This window comes from Yinghuangia soli (assembly GCF_021502675.1).
Taxonomy (GTDB): Bacteria; Actinomycetota; Actinomycetes; order Streptomycetales; family Streptomycetaceae; genus Yinghuangia; species Yinghuangia soli.
The window spans coordinates 13,979-32,500 of record NZ_JAKFHA010000024.1 but is presented as its reverse complement, the minus strand read 5'-3'; the positions used below and the strand labels follow the sequence as shown (position 1 = coordinate 32,500).

Genomic DNA, 18,522 nt, shown 5'->3' with positions numbered 1-18,522 from the left:
TCACGGGAGTTCACCTCGCCCAGTGGACGGCGGCGCGCCCAGCGTGGTCAGGGCGGCAAGGAAGATGTCCAGGTGTTCGTCCGCCCGCTCGGCTCCCGCAGGCACCAGGCGGTAGGAGTCGGCGAGAAAGCGGCGCACGTCCCCGGTCGGGAACCGGACCACCGCGGTGCCGTCCGCGGTGCGCAGTTCCACGGCCGTGTGCCGCGAGCAGAGCGGGACCACGGACACGCAGCCCTGGCCGGCGCCCTCCGGGGCGTCGACGCCCCGCGCGAGAAGCTCGCGAGAGAACACCCAAGAGGTTTCCGGGGCTTGGGGCGTCGCGTGGTCGGTGAACACCAGCGCGACGGCGTACGGGTCCGGGGTGGCGTAGCGCAGACTCACGCGGACGGGCAGGACACCGGGCAGGTCGGTGATGATCCCGGCGTGGATGCGGTGGTCGATCGTGTGCACGGCGCTCATGCGTCAGTCCGAGGCCAGGGCGTCGCGCAGCGCGCGGACCGCGACGGAGACCGCCAGTTCCGCACCGGCCGTCTCCCGCAGCGCGTCGAGCATGACGAAGTCGTGGATGACCCCGAGGACGCGGACGGCCGCGACCGGGACTCCGGCCTCGCGCAGCTTCGCCGCGTACGCCTCGCCCTCGTCGCGCAGCACGTCCGCCTCGGCGGTGATCACCGTTGCCGACGGCAGCCCCGCCAGCTGTTCGGCGCTCGCCCGCAGCGGCGACGCGGTGATCTGCGCGCGCTCGGCCTCGTCGGTCGTGTACTGGTCCCAGAACCAGTGCATCGCGTCCCGGCGTAGGAAGTAGCCCTCGGCGAACTGGTCATAGGAGGCCGTGTCGAACGCCGCATCCGTCACCGGGTAGAACAACACCTGGTGGCGCAGTTGCACGTCCCCGCGCTCCTTGGCCAGCAGCGTCAGCGCCGCCCCCATGTTGCCGCCGACCGAGTCGCCGACCACAGCCATCCGCGTCCCGTCCAGGTCCTTGGACGCGCCATCGCGGACCACCCACTGGGCAACGGCATAGCTCTGCTCCAGCGCGACCGGGTACCGCACCTCGGGCGAGCGGTCGTACTCGGGGAACACCACCGCCGCGCCGGTCCCGACCGCGAGTTCGCGCACCAGCCGGTCGTGCGTATGCGCGTTCCCGAACACCCAACCCGCCCCGTGGATGTACACCACCACCGGCAGCACACCCACCGCACCGCGCGGCCGCACGATCCGGACGCGCACATTGCCGGTGGGACCGCCCTCGACGGCGACCCACTCCTCGTCGATGTCCGGCTTCGCGACCGTGCCGGACTGCACCTCGTCGACGGCCTTGCGGCCGTCCTCGACGGGCACCTGGTACAGGAACGGCGGGCGAGCCGTAGCCTCGGCGAACGCCGCAGCCGCCGGCTCCAGCACCGGACCGGTGAGCGGATCACTCATGTCTGCCTCCTCGCTTGGGCGCACCCCGCCTGAGCTGTACGCGGCTGCCCCCACTACCTCTGCGGCGGCCGGGACCGGCCGCCCGAGAACGAAGCTACGAGCGCTTCCCCGGACCGCTTTGACTGCGCGTGCACCAACTCGCAACTGCGAACGCCAGGCCGGAGGCAGCGCCTCCAAGCCGGTGCAGCGCTGCGTCCCAGGCGGTCGGGCGTCGCCTTCGACAGCACAGACCTACTCGTGCAACTCGGTCACCTGAAGGCTTGAATGTCAGACCCTGGCAGGGGGGATAGTGGGGCCATGGACGACCCCACCGTGACGGTGTGGGTGCCGAGCGGCAACGCGTTCATCCGCAGCGCCTGTGGCGGTGAGGAGCGTCACGATGTCGATAGGGCGAACGTGGCGTCGAAGGCTGCGGTGAACTTCGCGTCCGGTCCCTGATCAGGTGGACGAACCATGTCCGTCACGGCCCGCCCTGCCCTGATCGGATCCCGATCGGACGTGCGAAACCGCCGCGGGCTCCTCCTTCTGCAGGCTGCCGGCGTCAAGCTGCGGTCGACTCGCTTCGTTGCCGGGTACGCGCCCACAAGTGGCTCAATGCCGGTCTCCCGCACGCGGTCTTGATGTGCTGGCAGGCCGATCCCTGGCGCCGAGGAGCAGCGTGCACCCGACAAGCGAAGCCCTGACGGTACGGCGGCGCAGGACCGCCCGGCGTACGGTGCAGGCTGCTGCGGCAGCCCTCGTCGGCGGCCTGCTCACGGCGGCGGCGCCGGCCGCAGTGCCTCCGGCGGACCCGGCGACGTCGGTGGTGACGGTCCGGACAGGTGGGGACCGCGCCGGCGACGCGGTGGTCGGTCCGCTGGCCGGTGTGCGGCTGGCGCTCTACGCGGACGCGGACGCCGCCGCGCCGCTGCCCGAATCCTGGGCCGCATGCACGTCGGACGCCGACGGGGACTGCTCGTTCACGATCCCCGACACCGGGCGCGGCGGCGCGAATGCGGCCCGCGTCCTGCATGTCGGCCAGCCTGCCGACGGTGTGCCGGCCGGGTGGTTCACCAGCACCTCGCTGCGGACCGGGGCCGGGAGCGGCTCGGGCTCGGTGCAGTCGCCGTACCGGTTCCCCACGCCTGCGCTCGTGGGCGGTCAGACCTACAGGTCCACGGGTGACTTCATGCGGAGCACCGACTACGCGGCCTCGCCCTACGTCGCATCCGGCGGGATCTGGCAGCAGTCGCGGACGAATCCGCCGCTGCCCCAGGCATGCGGGCTGGACATCGCCCTGGTCCTGGACCTCTCGGCCTCGGTCGGCAGTGCGCTGCCCTCGCTGAAGAAAGCCGCCGACGGGTTCGCCGACGCCCTCACCGGCACGCCCTCGCGGCTCGCGCTGTTCTCGTTCGACCGCTCCTCGCCCAGCGCGGGCGCGGACGCCAACCACCCCGACCTGATGTCGGTGTCCACTACCGAGGGGGCGACGGCATTCAAGCAGCTGTACGCCGGGTGGTCGCTCGGGTCAGGGACGAACTGGGACCAGGGACTGTACGCCGTGGCAAAGGCAGCCCCGCATTACGACGCGGTGGTCGTGCTCACCGACGGCAACCCCACCTACTGGAACAACCCGCGCGAAGGCGACGGCTCGCACACGCACTTCGCCGACGTCGAAGGCGGCATCTTCGCCGCCAACGCCGTCAAGGCGGAGAACACCAGGGTCGTCGCCCTGGGTGTGGGCAAGGGCGTCGAAGGAGTCTCGGGCCTGAACCTGCGCGCCATCAGCGGGCCGACGGCTTTCGACGGAACCAACCCCACCACCGCCGACTACTTCCAGACCGCCGACTTCGACACCGCCGGACAGGCGCTGCACGACATCGCGCTGACCCACTGCGACGGAACCCTGTCGGTCATCAAGCAGATCGTCCCGGCGGGCAACACCGGCGAGGACGTCACCGGATCGACCTCGGCCGGCGGCGGCTGGGAGTTCACCGCGACGAGCACCACGGCCGGCATCGGCGGGCTGCCCGACACCCAGCGCACACCCAACACCCGCGCGGTCGGCGGCGTGGTCTTTCAACCGACCTTCCCGCCGGCCGTACCCGAGGCCGACATCACCGTCACCGAAGCCCAGCAGCCGGGGCACACCCTGGTGACCAGGGGCGGCAAGAACGCCGTCTGCACCAACCTCGACACCGGCGCCCCGCTGCCGGTGACCAACACCGGGACCGCGGACGCACCCGGCTTCACCGTCGACGTTCCCCGCCTGGCAGCGGTCAGCTGCGTCGTCCACAACCGGCCGCCGCTACCCGCCGACGTCGCCGTGTCCAAGCAGTGGTCGATCGACGGCGTCACCTACACGCACTCCGCCCGGCCTCCCGGGTACGACGCAGCGCTGACCCTCACCGGCCCGGCGGCTGACGCCGGTGCCTCCGCGCAGGATTGGGACACCGTCCGCACCGGCTACACGGCCGGCTCCGCAACAACCCTGGCCGAGACCGCCACACTGCCGGACTCGTGCACGCTCGTGGACAGCCGCGTCGTCACCGCGAACGGAACGCAAGTCGCGGCACCCCTGCCGTACACCGCGCAACTGCCCCTGGCGCACAACACCTTCACCGTCCGCAATACCGTCACCTGCACTACGACCCCGTCACCCACCCCCACTCCCGGCACGCCCACTCCGACACCCACGCCGGGGCCGTCCACACACATCCCCTCACCTCCCGCGCCCGCCATCCCGGCAGAGCAGGCCCGCAGCGGCGGCGCCCTCCCGCGCACGGGTGCGGCCCACCTGTTCACCGGCATCGTCGTGGGGTGCGCCCTGCTGGCCGCCGGCGCGCTGGCCCTCGCAGCGACCCGGAACCGGCGGCGCACCTGAGCAGTTCCTGCCCCGGGGCGCGGCGGCCACCCGCCGCCCCGGTAGGCGGCGTACCACCGCTGCGCGGTCCGGCAGGGGGCGCCCAGCCGCCCGTGCCGTCGCCGCCGGCGAGATTCCGCCGTGCATGTGCGGGCTCGGCACCCGTAGTCGCGTCGGCTCAGACGAACTGTCGGGCCCGTCGTGTGCAGCCGCAGGGGCGACCCCGAGGAACGGAACCACTCGGGGTTCGGTTGCGCCGGATTCGACGAGGCTTTCGGGAGAGCCTGGGAGCATGCTCGCGCAGCGGGGGCGCGTCCGGGGGGGATGCAGTGCCTGGGACACCGGTTCAGGGGCCGACCGGGCGCCGGTCGACGTCGGAGCTCCGGGGCGGGCGGTGCCGGCACGCATCCGCCGGCGATGCGGCTTCCGTGCGGACGGCGATGCGGGGAGCCCGGACTCGCACGTGCCGGGGAGGGGCTGCGGTGCCGCGCCGGCGGCGGGAGCTCGCGGGTCCCGCCGCGTCGGTTCAGTCGTTCCAGGTGCGTTGCTCCCGCCAGGGGTCGCCGTAATTGTGGTAGCCGCCTGCTTCCCAGAAACCGGGTTCGTCGGTGTCGGCGAGGGTGATGCCGCGGATCCACTTGGCGGACTTCCAGAAGTAGAGGTGGGGGACCAGCAGTCGAACCGGCCCGCCGTGCTCGGGGGACAGCGGGAACCCATCGAACTCGTGGACCAGCCAGGCCTTGCCGTCGAGCAGGTCTTCGAGGGGGAGGTTGGTGGTGTATCCGCCGTGGCAGTGCGCGACGGCGAAGTCGGCGGCGGTGTCGGCGAGCAGGGTGTCCAAAGCGACGCCGCGCCAGGTCGTGTCGAACTTCGACCAGCGGGTCACGCAGTGGATGTCGGTCGTCACGTCCTCCTGAGGCAACCGCATGAAGTCCGCCCAGGACCAGGTCTTCTCCAGCCCGGCCTCGTTCGTGACGGTGAACCGCCAGTCCTGTTCGGCGACCTGCGGCGTGGGGCCGGCGCTGAGGACCGGGAAGTCCTCGGTCGGGTACTGGCCGGGCGGCAGCCGGGTCAGGTCGAACCCCCGCTTGCCGCGGAATCCCGGTGAGACGGACATGGTCGCTCCCATTGCTCTGCGACGTGGTGCCGCGTCGTGCGATGCGTTCAGGCAAACACGGCGGCGGCGGCCGCGCATCCGGACCGCCGCCGCCGGGTATACGCCGCCGGACGGCCCCGGTCCGACAATCCGGCGGCACGTCCGCGACCCGAACGCGCCCGGCCAGGCCAAAGGAGACCCATGCCCCTTCCCACGTTCCGCGACGGGAATGTCCTCGCCGGCCCTTTGTCGGGAGTTTTCGCCGCCGACGTGACCGCGGCCTGGCTCCGCTGCCCTGACTGCGGCTGCGAGGCTCCGGTGGCCGCGCTCTGCGTGTACGACGCCGGCCCCGGCGCGGTGGCGCGTTGCGCGGGCTGCGACCGCGTCGCGCTGCGCGTCGCCAGGCAGGGCGACACGGTGTGGGTGGACTTCGGCGGCGGGGGCGCACTGCGGTTCACCGTCCCGGACGGGCCCTGAGCGCCCGCGGGCCGGCGTCCCGGGGCGGCCGGGAGCGGCACGGTCCACGGGCGCGGGGCTGGTCAGCCGAACCGCTCGGTGCGGATCCGGCCCGCGTCGTGCCCGAGCCCGACCAGCAGGTTCGCGGCGTGTTCGACGAATCCGGTGGGGCCGCAGACGAAGCACAGCGGCCGGTCCTGCGGGAGCCAGCCCGGGGCGGACAGGTCGGCGGCGGCCAGCCGTCCCGCCGGGCGTACGACACCGTCCGGGGAGACGCGCGTGTACACGTAGTGCACATCGGCGCCGCCGTCGCGGCCCGCGTACCGGTCCAGGTCGTCGCGGAACCACCGCTGACCGGGTTCGCGCAGCGAGTAGACCAGCCGGAACGGCGTTGCGGCTCCGGACCGTTCGCGGGCCCGCAGCATCGCCATGAGCGGCGCGACCCCCGATCCGCCCGCGACCAGCAGCACCGGGTCGGGGGACTCGGGACGCCAGACGAACCACCCGCCCAGCGGACCGCGGAGCTGCACATCCGCACCCACCGGCAACTCCTGCGCCAGGTACGGCGAGACCTCCCCGTCGGGAACCGGCTGTACCGAGATCGCCACCCCCTCGCCGGCCGGCGCCGACAGGGAGTAGCTGCGCACCGCCTGGTAGCCGTCGTCCGCGGTCAGCCGCACGTCGACATGCTGGCCTGCAAGATGCCCGGGCCAGTCGGGCACCGAGAACACCAGCGTCCGCGCCGTCGCGGTCTCCGCGGTCCGCGTGGTCAGCCGGGCCCGCAGCCACGCCCCGGGCACCGTCAGTCCCCCCACGTGCGCTGCTCGCGCCACGGATCGCCGCGGTCGTGGTAGCCGAGCGACTCCCAGAAGCCCTGCTCGTCGCGTTCCATCAAGCGAATGCCGCGCACCCACTTCGCGGACTTCCAGAAGTACAGATGCGGGATCAGCATCCGCGCCGGGCCACCGTGCTCAGGCGCAAGCGGCGCCCCGTCGTACTCGTGGACGATCCACGCCCGCCCGTTCGCGAGGTCGTCGAGCGGCACGTTGGTGGTGTAGCCGCCGTAGGACTCCACCATGGCGTACCCGGCACCGTTGGGCACGTGCGCGAGGAACGCGTCGACCGGCACGCCCCGCCACGAGGTGCCGAACTTCGACCAGCGCGTCACGCAGTGGATGTCCACGGTCGGGCTTTCCTGGGCCAGTGCCTGGTACTCGGCCCACGTCCACCGGCGCTCGCCGCCGGATGCATCGGTGACGGTGAACGTCCACGTGTCCCGCTCGATCCGCGGAGTGGGGCCGGCGGAGAGTACGGGAAACCCGTCCGCGACGAACTGGCCTGGTGGCAGCCGGGGGTCGTCGCTGCGGTGGAACCGCTTGAATCCCGGCGAGAACCCGCTCACGCTGTGCTCCGTTCCGCGGCGAACGCGCCGCTTCGGCAACCGTCGCAGCCTTCGCGTCGGCGCCGCGGCATTCGCCGCCCGTGTCCCGTGCCGCCGCCCTCTTCGTCACCCATTCTGCGGCACCCGATCAGCGGAACCGGGTGAGCTGCACCGGATCCTGCGGCACCCGGTCATGCGGCCGGCTGCTCGGGGAGGCGGTGGATCGTCCCGGCTTTCATCACGAAGTCGACGCGTCCGGTGGCCTCGATGTCGGTGAAGGGGTCACCGGGCATGGCCACCAGGTCGGCCCTGTTCCCCTCGGCGATCACCCCGGTGTCGGGCAGTCCCAGCAGGTCCGCCGCCGTGCTGGTCGCGGCCTTCAGCGCCCGTTCGGGGGTGATGCCGTTGGCGACCATCGCGGTGAACTCCCGCCAGTTGTCCTCGTGCGGGAACATCCCGCAGTCGCTGCCGAACGCGATGCGCACGCCGCTGGCCGCGACATGCTCCGCGGAGTCCAGGATCGCCCGCCGGTAGCGCTGGTACTTGCGCTGCTTGAACGCCGGTGCGCCGCGCCAGGCGTCGTCGTCGAACGCGATACGGGCGTGAGTGGTGACCGTGTACTGGGTCGGGACCAGAAAGACCCCGGCGTCCTCGACCATCCGCAGCGCCTCGGGCGAAGCGAGGTTGCCGTGCTCGATACTGCGCACCCCGGCGCGCACCGCCCGCTTGACGCCTTCGTCGCCGTAGCAGTGCGGGGCCACCGGGACGCCGAGGTCGCGGGCCGTCGCGACGAGCACGGCCATCTCCTCGGCCGAATAGGTGACCTGGTCGGGCGCGTCCGACGGCGTGGAGAACCCTCCGGTGGCCGCGAACTTGATCCAGTCCGCCCCCGCGCGGATCTCCTCGCGCACCCTCCGGCGGATCTCGTCCGGACCGTCCGCGCAGGCGAGTTCGGCGAGGCGGCGGCACCCCTGCATTTCGTCGGAGAGCAGGCCGCTGCCGTCGCCGTGGCCGCCCCGCGCGGAGATGATGTGCGGCGCGACGAGCATCCGGGGCCCGGCCACGGCGCCGGACGCCACGGCGTCGCGCAACGCGATCGTGTGGTGGCTGACGTCCGCGCAGCCAAGGTCCCGGACGGTCGTGAAGCCGTTGCGCAGCAGCGTGGCCAGCACCGGGACCGCGGCCAGTGTCTTCGCCGCGGTCGAGTCGGTGAACGCCCGGGCCGGTGAACGCGCGTCGATGGCGACGTGGGTGTGGCAGTCGATGAACCCGGGGCACAGCGTGCGCCCCGACAGGTCGACCACCCGCACGCGTTCCGGCTCCGGCGGAGCGATGCGCACCGCGATGCGCTCGAGGCGGCCGTCGCGGACGAGGACATCCCGTACACCCGCCGGCGCGGAGGTCAGTCCGTCCCACAGCACGGCGCCGGTCAACAAGGTCGCACTGCGGGTGTCGCCGTTCTCGGCCATCGAGTCGCCGTCCTCGTCGAGGGTGGCCCGTGCGCCGTCGCACGGGGTGCCTGGACGGCTCCGGTGCCCCGGCCGTCGACTCTTCAACCGGCCTGCACCGCCCGAACGGGAAGGCGCGCCTGCGCTCGGGCCGTCGAGGCGGGCGAGGCGCGGGGCTGCGGGGCTGGTCGGGCTTCCAGGAACGGCTCCGCCTTACCCGTTCGGCCGAACCGGGCCGCGGGCAACGCCGGGCATGCGGACGGCCCGACGGCCCCAGGGGAGCAGGCCTTGCGGGCTGCCGCTCCGTCGGCCGCCGTTTCCGGCAGGGGCCGCTGCCGGTTGCGGGGCGGCACCGGCCGAGGACGATGAAGTGAGGGGAGAGCACCGGGGGCCGTGTGCCCTGGACCTGGGCACGTTCACATAACTGGAGTGCACATGACGCAGCTTCCGCCGCCCGTCACGCCGTATCTGGAGCCCGCCGCGAAGGCGCTGGCCGACGCGACCGACCCGCACCCGCGGATCTACGAGGTCCCCCCGGAGCAGGGCCGCGACATCCTCGCAGGTCTGCAGAGCGGCGAGGGCGTGGCGCGCCCCGAGGTCGACGAGGAGTGGGTGGACGTCGACGCGGGCGAGTGGGGCAAGGTCCGCACCCGGATCATCCGGCCGAAGGGCGCGACCGGCCCGCTGCCGGTCGTGGTCTACATCCACGGTGCGGGCTGGGTCTTCGGCGACGACAAGACCCACGACCGGCTCTTCCGCGAACTGGTGGTCGGCGCCGGCGCCGCCGGCGTGTTCCCGGTGTACGACCGGGCCCCGGAAGCGAAATACCCCACCCAGGTTGAGCAGAACTACGCCGTCGGCCAGTGGCTGCGCAAGAACGGCGCCGACCACGACCTGGACACCTCCCGCGTCGCGGTCACCGGCGAATCCGTCGGCGGATGCATGTCTGCGGTGTTCGCGCTCATGAACAAGGAACGCCAGGACGGCCTCGAGCTCAAGGCGCAGGTCCTGCTGTACCCAGTGACGAACGCCGACTTCGACACCCCGTCGTACCTGCAGTTCGCCGAGGGCTACTACCTCACCCGCGACGGCATGAAGTGGTTCTGGGACGCCTACACCGCCGACCCCGCCGAGCGGAAGCAGCATTACGCCTCGCCGCTCCAGGCGTCCCTCGACCAACTCCAGGGCCTGCCGACCACGCTGGTGATCACCGATGAGGCCGACGTTTTGCGCGACGAGGGCGAGATGTACGCCAACAAGCTCCGCGAAGCCGGCGTGGACGTCACCTCCGTCCGCGTGGCGGGCATGGTCCACGACTTCCTGCTCCTGGACAGCCTGCGCGACACCCGCGCCGCCAACGTTGCCCGGGGCCTGGCGATCGACGCACTGAAGAAGGCACTCCACGACAGCTGACCCCCTACGGTTCCCCCGCCGGGCAGTGGGCGAGACATGTGCGGGCCCCGTAGTTGGTGCTGCGGGGCAGACGGTGACAGCGCTCGCCCGCTGCGTGCGGGTTCCGCGGCACGTGGGGAGGAGGCCGGAGTGGTCTCGCATCGGGGACGACCTGTGGCGACCCGCTCCGGCCCGCGCCTTCGCCGAGGCGTCCTCGACGCAGAAGCGCTGCTGGTGTGCCGTCGCTGGGCTGCTCAAGCGTGGATTCGGCCGGCGTGGAGGGACTTCTGCTGCGGTTGTCCGCGCTGGATCCGGAGGCGGAGGCCGCGGTCCGGGTGATCGCCTACTTCGACGCCCTGGGCTGACCCACTTGAGCGTACGGACCCTGCGCCGGTATCACGAGGCGGCCTTGCTGGAACCCGCCGTTGTGGACGAGACCACCGGTTACCGCTACTACGGCGTCGACCAAATTCCGACCGCGCAGGTCATCCACCGGCTCCGCGAGCTCGACGTGCCCCTGAGCGACGTGCGGCGGATCCTGCGGAGCCCCGACCCTGGTGTCCGGGCGGCCCTGATCAGGGACCACCTGCAACGCCTCGAGGACGTGCTCGATCGCACTCGGGCCGCGGTCGTGTCGCTGCGCCGCCTGCTTCGGCCCGACCCGGCGCCGATCGACGTCGAGCTGCGAGCGGAGCCCGCCCGGACGGTCGCGGCGGTGGAGGCCGCAGTCGACCATCGCGACGTCGCGAGCTGGTACGCGGGTGCGATGGCGGAATCGGAGGCGGCTGTGGGCACCGCCGTGACCGGCGCACCAGCCGCGCCGGATCGGACCGTTCCGCATGTGCCCGACACCTCGCCGCCCCCACTGCGGCGTCGTCATCGTCGGCGCGGAGCCCATGGCGCGGCCGTCGCCTCCAGCCGGACAAGGTGCCGCCGTCCGGATCACCGGACCGGAAGATCCCCCTCGGTTCGCCCGGGTTCGAGGACACGGTCGAGGCGTAGGGGCAGAGTGCGTTGACGGGTTCCGGTGGCGTGCCACACCGCGTTGGCGATGGCCGCCGCGGTGCCGACGGTGCCGATCTCGCCGATACCCTTGATGCCAGAGGGGTCGTCGGGGTCGTGGTCGGGGACGAAGTGGGCCTCGATGCCGGGCACGTCGGCGTGGGCGGCGATGTGGTAGCCGGCGAAGTCGGGGTTGGCGTTGCGGCCGGTGACCCGGTCGCGGGTGCCGTCCTCGTGCAGGGCCGTGGACAGGCCGGTGATCAGGCCGCCGACGGCCTGGCTGCGGGCCAGCAGCGGGTTGACGATGCGGCCTACGGCGAACACGCCAAGAAGGCGGCGTACCCGGATCTCGCCGGTGGCCGGGTCGACCGCGACCTGGGTGAACACCGCGCTGTAGGCGTGGCGCTCGGCGTACGGGAGGGCGGCGAAGGCTTCGCTGGTGTCCGCCGAGACGGTGAACGGGCGGGTGGCCGGAGCGGCTGCGCGGAGTTCGGCGGCGGCCATGGTGATGGCCCAGGCCCACGAGGTGGTGCCGCGCGACCCGCCGGCGGCCCAGGCGAGGCCGAGGTCGCTGTCGGCGATGCGGAGCCGGATGCGTTCGGGGCCGACATCGAGGGCGTCGGCGGCGATCGCGGTCAGCGCGGTGCGGGCACCGGTGCCGATGTCGGAGGCCCCGATTGCGACCGTGTACGTGCCGTCCGTTTCGGCGGTGATGGTGGCGGAGGAAGGCAGTGCGCCGGTGCTGAAGCAGGTCGCGGCCATGCCGGTGCCGATCAGCAGGCCGCCTTCCCGACGGCGGCGCGGGCGGTGGTCGCGGGTGTGCCAGGCGAACCGGCGGGCGCCTTCGTGCAGGCATGCGGCCAGGTTGCGGCCTCGGAAGGGCAACCCGGTGACGGGGCCGGCGGCGGGTTCGTTGCGCAGCCGCACGTCGACGGGGTCCATGCCGAGGCGTTCGGCGACCTCGTCCATGGCGGATTCCAGGGCGAACGAGCCCGGCGTGAGGCCGGGTCCGCGCACCGAGTAGGGCGGCAGGATGTCGAGCGGCACGGTGGTCAGGCGGGTGCGGATCGCCGGCGCCGCGTACAGGACTTTGCTGGGTTCGGGGCAGTTCTCGACGTATTCGGCGATCGGGGAACCGGCGAACGCGGCTTCGTGGTGCAGGGCGCGCAGCCGCCCGTCGGTATCTGCGCCGATGCGCAGGCGTTGTTCGGTGGCCGGACGCATGGCCACCGTCTGGAACACCTGGGCGCGGGTGAGGGTGACGCGCACGGGACGGTCGAGCACGGTCGTGGCCATCGCGGCGAGGACCAGGTGGGGACCGAGCATGCTCTTGGAGCCGAAGCCGCCGCCGACGTGTTCGGCCCGGATCCGGACTTGGGCTGGGTCGAGCCGGAGCAGCACGGCCAGGGTCATGGCCATCGTGAAGGGCCCCTGGTTGCAGTCGAGGACCTGGAGGCGCCCGTCCTCCCACCAGGCGGTGGCGCTGTGCGGCTCCATGGCGGCCCCGTGCTGTTCGGGGGTGCGGTAGCGCTCGTCGACGATGACGGCGGACGCGGCGAGTTCGGCTTCCACGTCGCCGATCTCGGCGTCGGGGCCGAATGCGGTCGAGGCCGGTCGGGCCGAGGGGTGGTCGGCAGCGAAGCCTGTGTCGTGGGTAGCGGTGGCATAGTCGATGCGGAGCGCGGCAGCGGCGGTGCGGGCCTGCTCGAAGGTCTCCGCGACTACCAGCGCGACCGGGCGTCCGGCGTAGGGGATGGCGTCGTCCTGGAGGAGACGCAGGCTGCCGTCGGGTCCGAAGAAGTTGCCGGCCTCCGGGTTGAGCCGAGGGGCGTTGCGGTGGTCGAGGACGCCGACCACCCCGGGCATGCCGCGGACCGCCTCGCTGTCGATGTGCCTGACACGTCCGCGCGCGACGGGGGCCGTGACGACGTAGCCGAACGCTGAGCCTGGGACGGCCGCGTCGGCGGCGTAGCGGGCCTTCCCCGCGACTTTGTCCGGGGCCTCGAGCCGGGGCCGGGCCACTCCGACCGCGCCGGAGTGCTGCGGGGCGGGGATCTTCACCGGGAACCCTCCTGGGTGTCGTACGGGGCGGCGGACCCGTCATGAGACGCGGCCAGGTCGTCGAGGACCGCGGTGATGAGGTTCTCCGCCAGCGCGACCTTGTAGGCGTTGCCGCGCAGCGGCCGGGCAGCCTCCAGTTCGGCGCGTGCGGCCGCGCGGAAGTGCTCGGTGGTGGCGGCCTGCTGGGCGAGGACGGCCTCGGCGTGGCGGGCGCGCCAGGGGCGGGCCGCGACGCCGCCCAAGGCGATCCGCACGTCGTGTACCCGTCCGTCACGGACGTCGAGCGAGGCGGCGGCCGAGACGGTGGCGAAGGCGTAGGAGGCCCGTTCGCGGACCTTGCGGTACCGGGACCGCCTCGACGCCGCCGCGCCCGGCAACGCGACGGCGGTGATCAGCGCCCCGGCCGGAAGCGTGGTCTCGCGGTCGGGTGTGGTGCCGGGTGGCAGGTACAGGTCGGCAAGGGTGACGATGCCGGGGCCGTCGAGGGTCTCGTAGTGGACCACCGCGTCGAAGGCGGCCAATGCGACGGCCATGTCCGAGGCGTGCGTGGCGGCGCAGTGCTCGGACCAGTCGAGGATCGCGTGATTGTGGTGCTCGCCGGCGATCGCGGGGCAACCGCTGCCCGGCGCCCGCTTGTTGCACGGCTGGGAGGGGTCGGCGAAGTAGCCGCACCGGGTGCGCTGGAGCAGGTTGCCCGCGACGGTGGCCATGTTGCGCAGCTGGCCGGAGGCGCCGGCCAGGATCGCCTGGCTCAACGCGGGGTAGCGCAGCCGCACGTGCGGATGCGCGGCGACGTCGCTGTTGGTCGTGGTGGCGCCGATGACGAGACCGCCGTCCGGCGCGTCGCGGACGCCGTCGAGCGGCAGATGCCGGACGTCCACGAGCACGGCGGGGCGGTAGACCTCGTCCTTCATCAGGTCGACGAGGTTCGTGCCGCCCGCCAGGTAGCGGACGTCGTCCCGGCCTGCGGCGGCGGTCAGCGCATCGTGGATTCGGGTGGGCCGCAGGTAGGCGAACTCCTTCATGCGTGCGACTCCTCGAGGTCGGCCGCGCCGGTCTCCGGGGTGTGTGCGTGCTCGGCGGCGGTGTCGCGCGCCGCCTCCAGGACCGCGCGCACGATCTGCGGGTACGCACCGCACCGGCACAGGTTGCCGCTCATGCGCTCGCGTATCTCGGCGGCGTCGAGTGCGGGCGTCGGACGACCGGGCGCATAGGGCCGGTCGGGCCGGGTCGCCGCACTGGGCCAGCCGGCTGCGTGCTCGGCGAGGACCGCCGTAGCCGAGCACAACTGGCCGGGTGTGCAGAATCCGCACTGGAGGCCGTCGAGGCGGACGAATGCCTCTTGGAGCGGGGAGAGGCGGTCCGCGCCCGCGAGTCCCTCCACCGTGGTGACCTCGCTGCCGTCGGCGGCCGCGGCCAAGGTCAGGCAGGAGACGACGCGGCGGCCGTTCACCAGGACCGTGCACGCTCCGCACTGCCCGTGGTCGCAGCCCTTCTTCGCGCCGGTCAGCCCCAGGTCGTCGCGGAGCGCGTCGAGGAGGGTCCGGCGGTTGTCGACGGTCAGTGCGCGGGCGTCTCCGTTCGCGTGCAGCGTGATGGCACTGCGGGTGCGGTCGGACATGCGTGTTCCCTTCTTCGGAGGTTGGTTCAGCCCGACTCAGGCCCGGGCGGCGATGTCCGGCCGGGCGGTGCTGTCCAGGACCCTGGCGAGCCAGTCGCGGCGGGTGCGGCGCGCCGCCGCGGAGAGGCGTGCCTGCGGGAACAGCGCGTCGAAACCGTGGCACCCGCCCTGCCAGATATGCAGTTCGGCGTCGCCGCCGGCCGCCCAGACGCCGTTGGCGAAGGCGACGTCCTCGTCCCGGAAGACCTCGGCGGTTCCCGCGTCGACATACGTGGGCGGCAGCCCGGACAAGTCGGCGGCCAACGCGGGCGAAACGTACGCCGGAACCTCGGCCGAGCCCAGTCCGGCCAGCACACTTGCCCAGCCGAACGCGTTCATCTCGCCGGTCCAGACCGCGGGCCGTCCGGTGAACTGGCGGGCGGACACTGTGGAGTTGCGATGGTCGAGCATCGGGCAGACCAGCACCTGCGCGGCGACCGGCGGTCCGCCCAGGTCACGCGCCATCAGCACGGTGCCGGCGGCCAGTCCGCCGCCCGCGCTTACCCCGGCGACGACCACCCGGTCCGGATCGGCCCCCAGTTCGGCAGCGTGGGAGGCCGTCCACAGCAGCCCGTGGTAGCAGTCCTCGACGAGCGCTGTGCCGCCGTGCTCAGGCGCCAGCCGGTACTCGGCGGTGACCACGACGGCGCCGAACGCGGTCAGCCAGTCCAGCGGGACATCGATCTGGGAGAAGCGGTCGCCCATCACCATCCCGCCCCCGTGGATCCAGTACACACACGGGGCCCCGGCGGGCGCACCGCCCGCCGGGGTCAGCACGGTCAGTGGGACGGCCGTTCCGTCCGGACGGGGCGCGGCCGCGTCGCGCCGCTCGACTGCGTGGCCGCGCAGGGCGGTCTCTGCGGGGGTGACGGAGAACGGGCGTATCGCGGACAGGAGTTCGACGTCGAGTCGGCCACCGGGCGGGAGGCCGGCCAGGAGGTCGTTCAGTTCCGGGTCGAGTGCGGGGGCAAGCAGTGGCATGGCAACCGTCCTTGAGGCTGGCGAGATCGAGGGCTGGGGCGTCGGAGGCCTTGCTCGGCCGCGCTCCGGGGGCACAGTGCGGGGCGCGGCGGAGCGGCGGCGCGAACGGCTCAGAACGCGGCCTTGCCGCCGACCGGGATCGCGTCGGAGTACTCCGGCTCGCCAGACAGCAGCGGCTGCAACTGCGCGACCAGCGAGGCGGCTTCGGCGGTCGCAAAGAATGCGGCGTGCGCCTCGCTGCTGGTCCAGCCCTCGGTGACGTGGACCGTGTCCGGCGCGGTGGCGGAGCGGGCGACGAGGAAGACCAGGCAGTCCTCGTGCGGCAGCGACGGCGCGTCCAGCAGCAGCTCGACGAGTCGGTCGCCCTTGCCGGGCAAAGCCGTCATGGTCGCCTGGAAGCCGTGAGCGACGGTCATGGGAGTCTCCTTCAGGTCGGCGCGGTCGTCGCGCCCGGATCTTTCCGACCTCACAATCGAAGCAGCCTGACCTGCGGAAACGTTAGAACGATGGCATCGCGTGCTTGCCTGATCCTCGCGGAATCCTGGCGCGGCGCGGGGCAGCGTTGATTCACTTCCGGGATGAGCCTCGAGGAGATGCGCAGCCTGATCGAACGCCACGTGCGACCGGACGCAAGCACCGGCATCGACGGATTCCGGATCGCGAAGGTCACGCGCACCTCGCCGCCGGCCCCGGAGCGGACCGGTGTGGTGATGGCGCTGATCGTCCAGGGCGCCAAGCACATCGCCCTTGGCGACCGGGTCTACGAATACGGCGCAGGGCAGTACCTTGTCGCCTCCGTCGACATGCCGATCACCGGCTACTTCTCCGAGGCCGACGAAGACCGTCCCGCGCTCGGCATCGGGCTGACGCTGCACCCCAACGCCGTCGCCGAACTGCTCCTCCAAGCCGCCCCCGGCGACCTGCCGCAGCCCGAGGGAACGCCGTCGGCCATGGCGGTCTGCGACGCGACTCCCGAACTCCTCGACGCGGCCCTCAGACTTCTGCGCCTTCTCGACCGCCCGCAGGGGCGCGACGTGCTCGCGCCGTTGATCATCCGCGAGATGCTGTGGTACCTGATCACCGGCGAACAGGGCGCCACCGTACGGCAGCTCGGCCTCGCGGACAGCAGCATCACGCACATCGCCCGGGCGGTCCGCTGGATCCGCGAGAACTACCACGAGTCCTTCCGCGTCGACGACATCGCCCGTCAGGCCGGGATGAGCGCATCCGTGTTCTACCGCAGCTTCCAGGCCGCCACCGCGATGAGCCCGATCCAGTTCCAGAAGCAGATCCGGCTCCAGGAGGCGCGGATCCAACTGGCCGCCCGTCCGGGCGACATCACCGGGGTCAGCCGTCGCGTCGGCTACGACAGCCCCTCGCAGTTCAGCCGCGAGTACCGCCGCCAGTTCGGTGTCCCGCCGAGCCGGGACGCCCTGCGTCTCCGGCAGCCCGAAAGTCCTCCGACGGCCGACTGACGACCCTGCCTGCCGGCGCGTTCGGCCCTGACCCGCCCGGTTCGCGTCGGCGTGCACCCGCCGCCTCTGGCCGGATCGAGAACCGACCCTCCCGCAACGGCCGCCCCGCACGACCACGCTCGACCGCGACCAACTCGGCCAGGATCGACAGTGCCGTCTCCGCGGGCGACACACCGCCGATGTCCAGTCCCACCGGGCCCACCAACCGGGCCAGTCCAGGCGTGCCTTGCAGCCGAGCCAGACGCCGCGCGTGCGTGGCGCGGCTTCCCAACGCGCCGACGTAGCCCGCCGGCCCGGGCAACGCCGCCCGCAGCGCCGCGTCGTCGATGCGTGGATCGTGGCTCACCACCACCACGGCGTCGTCCTCGCGCAGCGGATGGGCAGCCAGCCACGCGTCCGGCCATGTCCGCACCACCTGGACCCCGGACGGGAACGCGCCCGAGGCGAGATGCCCAGGTCGCGGATCGAGCACTACCACCGCGCGCTCCAACGGGTCGGCGAACCCCGCGAGGGCCGCAGCCAGATCGGTCGCGCCGACCAGCACCAGGCGACGACGCGGGCGCAGTTCCTCCACGAACCGGTCCTCGACCCGCGGCAGTGCACCGATCCCCTCGGCGCACGACCACCGGTGCGGAGGGCGCAGTCCGACCGCGAGGGTCAACGGCCGATCCTCCGTGAACGCCCGGTCGACGGCCGCGAACACCGGTCGGGGCGGCACCGGCGTCACCAGGACACGCAACTCGCCCGCGCACGCCGGCGCTTCCTCCCAAGGCAACATCTCCTCGCCCGGTATCACACTCAGCACCCGGGCCGGGGCGCCACCGAACAGTGCCCGGGCAGCGTCCAGCACGATTCCTTCCACGCATCCACCGGACAGCGAGCCCCGCCACCGGCCGTCGGCCGCGACGGCCATCGTGGACCCCAGCGGCCGTGACCCGCTCCCGTCCCGCCCCACGAGCCGGGCCAGTACCACCGGCAGCCCCTCGTGACCGCATTCGCGAACGAACGGCCATACCTCACTCAGCACTTCGCGCCCCCCGGCAGGGCTGGGCCTGCCACCCACGTCGCGGCCCGCGCCCTCGCGGCCAGACTGCAACCATCACAGCAGCTCCGCGCGCTGAGGTCCCCGGCGGATCCTCGCGGAACCTTGCCCGATCCTGCCGACCACCGAGCGTCGCCGGCATCCGGGCCCGGAACCTACGGCGAAAAGGCAGGGGCCCTCCCGTGAGGCAGGGCGTGCTGCAGCGGACCAACGACACGTGACCGGCGACCTGCACGCCGCGGCCCGGCCGCGCGACGG

The 18,522-nt window shown here is 72.7% G+C and carries 18 protein-coding genes; 6 read left to right on the top strand and 12 right to left on the bottom strand.

Annotated elements, in window-relative coordinates; translation table 11 throughout:
- A complete protein-coding gene (locus LZ495_RS30245; RefSeq protein WP_235056125.1) occupies positions 1–459 on the bottom strand; it encodes an SsgA family sporulation/cell division regulator in 459 nt (152 codons plus the stop codon).
- A gap of 3 nt (positions 460–462) precedes the next feature.
- Positions 463–1,428: an alpha/beta hydrolase gene (locus LZ495_RS30240; protein ID WP_235056124.1), complete on the bottom strand. Its 966-nt coding sequence runs from the start codon at positions 1,426–1,428 to the stop codon at positions 463–465.
- A 297-nt stretch (positions 1,429–1,725) separates the two neighbouring features.
- Between LZ495_RS30240 and LZ495_RS30235 the strand changes: the two genes are divergently transcribed.
- Both LZ495_RS30235 and LZ495_RS30230 read left to right on the top strand, forming a co-directional pair.
- On the top strand, positions 1,726–1,866 hold the full coding sequence (locus tag LZ495_RS30235) for a hypothetical protein (RefSeq protein WP_235056123.1): 141 nt from the start codon (positions 1,726–1,728) through the stop codon (positions 1,864–1,866).
- A gap of 220 nt (positions 1,867–2,086) precedes the next feature.
- Positions 2,087–4,291 (top strand): vWA domain-containing protein, encoded by a 2,205-nt coding sequence (locus LZ495_RS30230; RefSeq protein ID WP_235056122.1) that lies wholly within the window; start codon positions 2,087–2,089, stop codon positions 4,289–4,291.
- A gap of 505 nt (positions 4,292–4,796) precedes the next feature.
- On the opposite strand, the gene LZ495_RS30225 is transcribed toward LZ495_RS30230, so the two are convergent.
- Positions 4,797–5,387, bottom strand: coding sequence for a sulfite oxidase-like oxidoreductase (locus LZ495_RS30225; RefSeq protein WP_235056121.1), 591 nt, complete (start codon positions 5,385–5,387; stop codon positions 4,797–4,799).
- A gap of 180 nt (positions 5,388–5,567) precedes the next feature.
- Here LZ495_RS30225 and LZ495_RS30220 point away from each other — a divergent pair, with 180 nt between their 5' ends.
- On the top strand, positions 5,568–5,843 hold the full coding sequence (locus tag LZ495_RS30220; protein ID WP_235056120.1) for a DUF6510 family protein: 276 nt from the start codon (positions 5,568–5,570) through the stop codon (positions 5,841–5,843).
- A 62-nt stretch (positions 5,844–5,905) separates the two neighbouring features.
- Here LZ495_RS30220 and LZ495_RS30215 read toward each other — a convergent pair whose 3' ends face one another.
- The 3 genes from LZ495_RS30215 to LZ495_RS30205 form a co-directional block, all read right to left on the bottom strand.
- Positions 5,906–6,628, bottom strand: a complete 723-nt coding sequence (locus LZ495_RS30215; protein WP_268823539.1) for an FAD-binding oxidoreductase — start codon at positions 6,626–6,628, stop codon at positions 5,906–5,908.
- Positions 6,625–7,224: a sulfite oxidase-like oxidoreductase gene (locus LZ495_RS30210; RefSeq protein WP_235056118.1), complete on the bottom strand. Its 600-nt coding sequence runs from the start codon at positions 7,222–7,224 to the stop codon at positions 6,625–6,627. Before LZ495_RS30210 ends, LZ495_RS30215 begins: the two co-directional genes overlap by 4 nt.
- A 170-nt stretch (positions 7,225–7,394) precedes the next feature.
- Entirely contained in the window at positions 7,395–8,672 is a 1,278-nt protein-coding gene (locus LZ495_RS30205; protein ID WP_235056117.1) for a metal-dependent hydrolase family protein, read from the bottom strand.
- A gap of 414 nt (positions 8,673–9,086) precedes the next feature.
- Between LZ495_RS30205 and LZ495_RS30200 the strand changes: the two genes are divergently transcribed.
- Entirely contained in the window at positions 9,087–10,064 is a 978-nt protein-coding gene (locus tag LZ495_RS30200) for an alpha/beta hydrolase (RefSeq protein ID WP_235056116.1), read from the top strand.
- Between the two features lie 349 nt (positions 10,065–10,413).
- Positions 10,414–11,061 (top strand): MerR family transcriptional regulator, encoded by a 648-nt coding sequence (locus LZ495_RS30195; protein ID WP_235056115.1) that lies wholly within the window; start codon positions 10,414–10,416, stop codon positions 11,059–11,061.
- On the opposite strand, the gene LZ495_RS30190 is transcribed toward LZ495_RS30195, so the two are convergent.
- The 5 genes from LZ495_RS30190 to LZ495_RS30170 all read right to left on the bottom strand — a co-directional run bounded on the left by LZ495_RS30190 (position 10,986) and on the right by LZ495_RS30170 (position 16,163).
- Complete coding sequence (locus LZ495_RS30190; RefSeq protein ID WP_235056114.1) at positions 10,986–13,106, bottom strand: xanthine dehydrogenase family protein molybdopterin-binding subunit; 2,121 nt, start codon at positions 13,104–13,106, stop codon at positions 10,986–10,988. The genes LZ495_RS30195 and LZ495_RS30190 overlap by 76 nt on opposite strands.
- The gene (locus tag LZ495_RS30185) at positions 13,103–14,131 is read right to left on the bottom strand and encodes an FAD binding domain-containing protein (protein WP_235056113.1); all 1,029 of its coding nucleotides are present in this window, start codon (positions 14,129–14,131) and stop codon (positions 13,103–13,105) included. The genes LZ495_RS30190 and LZ495_RS30185 overlap by 4 nt, the downstream gene beginning before the upstream one ends.
- Positions 14,128–14,727 carry a (2Fe-2S)-binding protein gene (locus tag LZ495_RS30180; protein ID WP_235056112.1) on the bottom strand — a complete coding sequence of 200 codons (600 nt, stop codon included), beginning with the start codon at positions 14,725–14,727 and terminating at the stop codon, positions 14,128–14,130. Before LZ495_RS30180 ends, LZ495_RS30185 begins: the two co-directional genes overlap by 4 nt.
- A gap of 36 nt (positions 14,728–14,763) precedes the next feature.
- Positions 14,764–15,747 carry an alpha/beta hydrolase gene (locus tag LZ495_RS30175; RefSeq protein ID WP_235056111.1) on the bottom strand — a complete coding sequence of 328 codons (984 nt, stop codon included), beginning with the start codon at positions 15,745–15,747 and terminating at the stop codon, positions 14,764–14,766.
- A 110-nt stretch (positions 15,748–15,857) separates the two neighbouring features.
- The gene (locus tag LZ495_RS30170; protein WP_235056110.1) at positions 15,858–16,163 is read right to left on the bottom strand and encodes a putative quinol monooxygenase; all 306 of its coding nucleotides are present in this window, start codon (positions 16,161–16,163) and stop codon (positions 15,858–15,860) included.
- A 162-nt stretch (positions 16,164–16,325) separates the two neighbouring features.
- On the opposite strand from LZ495_RS30170, the gene LZ495_RS30165 reads away from it, so the two are divergent.
- Positions 16,326–17,222 carry an AraC family transcriptional regulator gene (locus LZ495_RS30165; protein ID WP_235056109.1) on the top strand — a complete coding sequence of 299 codons (897 nt, stop codon included), beginning with the start codon at positions 16,326–16,328 and terminating at the stop codon, positions 17,220–17,222.
- Here the strand turns inward: LZ495_RS30165 and LZ495_RS30160 are convergent.
- A complete protein-coding gene (locus LZ495_RS30160) occupies positions 17,131–18,195 on the bottom strand; it encodes an XdhC family protein (RefSeq protein WP_308268667.1) in 1,065 nt (354 codons plus the stop codon). The genes LZ495_RS30165 and LZ495_RS30160 overlap by 92 nt on opposite strands.
- Positions 18,196–18,522 lie beyond the last annotated feature (327 nt).